Source organism: Vibrio scophthalmi LMG 19158 (genome assembly GCF_000222585.1).
Classification (GTDB): Bacteria; Pseudomonadota; Gammaproteobacteria; order Enterobacterales; family Vibrionaceae; genus Vibrio; species Vibrio scophthalmi.
Map to the genome: position 1 here is coordinate 1 of NZ_AFWE01000082.1, position 3,279 is coordinate 3,279.

A 3,279-nucleotide genomic window follows, 5' to 3' on the forward strand; every position below is an offset into this window, starting at 1 on the left:
AGTAGCACGCTTACTATCAAAGTCTGAATCATCGCCGTTCTTAGTGGTAGTCATGGCGTTTAATGAATCGCTGAGTGATTGCGCTTGCTCGGTTGCAAGGCTATTGATGAACAGTTGCTGCGTCAGCGCCTTGTTGCGTGAAACGACTTTATCTACGGTGTTACCATCTTCAAAATCCACATAGGCTTTCATGCCATCAAAACGATTTTTCAGTGAGGTGTACACATCCAGCGCCGCAGGGGGCGTGGTCACAAGGTTGTGCACATCGTAGATAAGGTCTGTTACCTGCATTGCGAGTTGCCCGGGATAAGCCATCAACAAACCTACGTTGTTTTTGAAGTTATCAATCGCATCTATCCAGTTACCGATATCATCCGGCAAGTCTGGTAACTGGTTCACCATCTCTTTTAAGGAATCGCTGTACCCGTTAAAGGTATCAAGTAAGCTCTCTTGTGCGTAGCTTGGTAGTTCTTCGGTCTCAAACTGCGTCTCAAACTCTTCAATGGTCGCTTCACGTGCGCTTGATGCCGCGCTCTTGACCTCTTCTGAGGTGTCAGCCACTTGGCTTGGAAAGAGAGGATTGCCCGCCTCGAACACTTCAAAGCTAATCGTGGCATAGCCGCCGTTCTTGGTGCTAAGCGAGTGCGTAACCTTACCAATCTGAACGCGTTGACGTCCCCACCAAGGGTGAACCATCTCCCCTGGGCCTGGTTTATTGAGCGCTTCTAAAATCGCCGCCAGTTGAACAAGGTAATCATCACCTAAACAAAAGCCGGTGACTTTTTGCTGACTCAATACCGCGCCGTTGTCTTCTGTCCAGCCTGTCTCACGTTTGGGGTAAGCATGAGGCACAGCGCGACGTCCGCCTGTGCCTTCAATACCATCCACGAAGAACTCAACCCCACGAAAGGACGCGGGGCGGTAATCGTGGTTATTTTCGGTTGTCATGTTCATGATTAACCTCCAAAGAATCCGAGGTCTGAGCCTGCGTAAGCGCTAAAGTTCATGCCAGGGCTACTCGATGTCACGCTCTCAATTGAGGTGCGCTTATCTTCAACAATCACTTTGACTTCGCCTTGCACCTCTTGAGGTTTACCCTCAAAGAATGAGCCTGCATAGTCGCCAATCTGGGAACCACTAAACGAGCCCACTAGACCACCAAGAACACCACCGATGGCTGTGCCTAAACCTGGTGCAATGAACGTCCCAATGGATGCCCCTAATTTTGCGCCAAGCCAGCCACCACCCATTGAACCTGTGGCGCTGCCTACATCAGACGCATCGCCACCATTCATGGCGACATCAGCAAGTTGTACGCCGCCACCTAACAGACCAAACACACGGCCGCCGCTGTTTGCCATCAGCATTCTCGATGCGCGGCTATTACGAAGGGCATTAAAGCGGCCGCCTTTGTTGTTAGGGCCATCAAAAGCGCCATCGAGCACGCTAAAATCAGGGCCACCTAAGCGCAAAGGGTTCGAGTTTGGGCCACCAAGTTGGGGACGACGCTGACCAAGGCGATCGCGACGACGGCCACCATAATCTCCGCCGCCGTAACCACCACCAAAGCCAGAACCAGGCATATTGACAACAAAGACGCGCTGCACGCCCATACTGCCCAACTCACCCATACCACCAAGAGGGCCGCCGTTCTTGCCTTTGCGATAGCGATTCCAGAGCCATGATGCGCCTTTGAATACGCCGATTTTGCGCATAATCAGTGTTGCACCACCAATTGCTGCAACCCATTTACCGATGTTGTAGGCGCTTTGCATTGTCTCGGTGCTTACACCATGTAACGTGTCAGCTAATTCATTTAGAGGCTCATTCAATTGGTTAAGGATGAAGTAATCCCAAGATGTAGAAAGTCGTTGCAAACCGCTAGCGGTCGTTTGCGCCATTGTCGCTGCATCGTTTCGGCTCTTATTGAAATCAAAATCCATATCCATGAATTTATTAAAGCCTTCAACTTTGCCTTTATTTTTCATTTCTGACGAAATATCACTAAAACCACGTCTAGCTTCATCGCCAAATATCATCCCGATGCGAACCATATTGCCGTCGAATTTAGTCACGACATCAGTCATTATCTCCGGTAGAGAACGAAGGATATCTTTTCTCTGCTCATTTTTTTCGTAAAGCTTAATGCCTGACATAGCGAGTTGTTTTTGCTTTTGTGGGTTTTGTAGCTCGTTAAGCAAAGATTCAAACGCAGTTGCAGCCATATCCGGTGAACCAGTAGACGACACGAGCACTTGCATGGCTGCGCCTAATTCCGTTATTGCTGACTCACCACGTCGGCCAGCGGCGGAATACGCTGAAAGTAAGCGCGGGCCAAATTGGGCTAAGTCTTTAAGCTCAAACGCACCTTCATTACCTTGGGAAGATAGTATGTTAATACTTCGAGAAACATCATCGATATCCAGCTTTCTCAGGTCAGCAGCCAAGCCACCGATATCAATACCCATTGCTCCCGTAGCTTGAATTGCTTGACCTAAAGCTTCTACATTTTTACGTGCAAATTCTAGATCGCCCGTGCGGCTGGCTATTTTTTCGATTGCAGATAATATTTCGCTTGGGTCAGCGGCAATATTACGATTCATAGCTGACTGATAAACTTGCTCTTGAAGCGCTTTTATTTTTTCAGTGCTTATACCCGCATTAACGCCTATGCGAGCCATTCGCTGCTCAAGAGTCACCGCATTTCTAAAGCTAATTCCACCCGCAAGAGAGGCCGCAAAGCCAGCGTAACGGCTACCCATGCTATCTAGGCCAGCATTGATACCTCGCATCGCTTGCTTTGATGCGGTGTTCATGATTTGAAAAGAAAGGCGCGTTTCCCGCGCCATTGATTTCATTTCCCGCTGATAAAGGCGAGAGCGTTCTGTTAAGTTACCCGTCAGATTCAGGCGGATACTAGCGTTGAGTTCGCTGCTCATTGAGTTTTCTTAACCTCTTGCATTCATTTAAAAAACGGGACATCGGTTTATCTAAAAAATGGTGCACATTGCCGTGGTAAAACTTCGCTAATATCAACGAAGATTCATTGATAATTTCGGCATACGCGATTAGCTCTTTCCCCGCGCAATCAACGCTTGTGCGGCAGCGGTATCCATCGCTTTAATATGAGCCTGGATGATATCAAGGTCAGCCGCGTGCAAGCCTTTGATATCCGCATGGCTCATCGGCCCTTGAATATCACCAATGCTCTTGATTTGACGACGCATTAGAGCAACACCCGCTTTGATATTGCTGCGCACCAGCACGTAGTTTGGCTCG

Annotated in this window: 3 protein-coding genes; all 3 read right to left on the bottom strand. The window is 48.7% G+C overall.

The window, feature by feature from the left end:
- On the bottom strand, positions 1-954 hold a 954-nt coding region (locus tag RH88_RS07480; RefSeq protein WP_005594654.1), incomplete at its 3' end, for a DNA circularization protein.
- A 2-nt stretch (positions 955-956) separates the two neighbouring features.
- A complete protein-coding gene (locus tag RH88_RS07485) occupies positions 957-2,939 on the bottom strand; it encodes a phage tail tape measure protein (protein WP_005594656.1) in 1,983 nt (660 codons plus the stop codon).
- A 129-nt stretch (positions 2,940-3,068) separates the two neighbouring features.
- The coding region (locus tag RH88_RS23565) for a phage tail assembly protein (RefSeq protein WP_005594658.1) at positions 3,069-3,279 on the bottom strand (211 nt) is incomplete at its 5' end.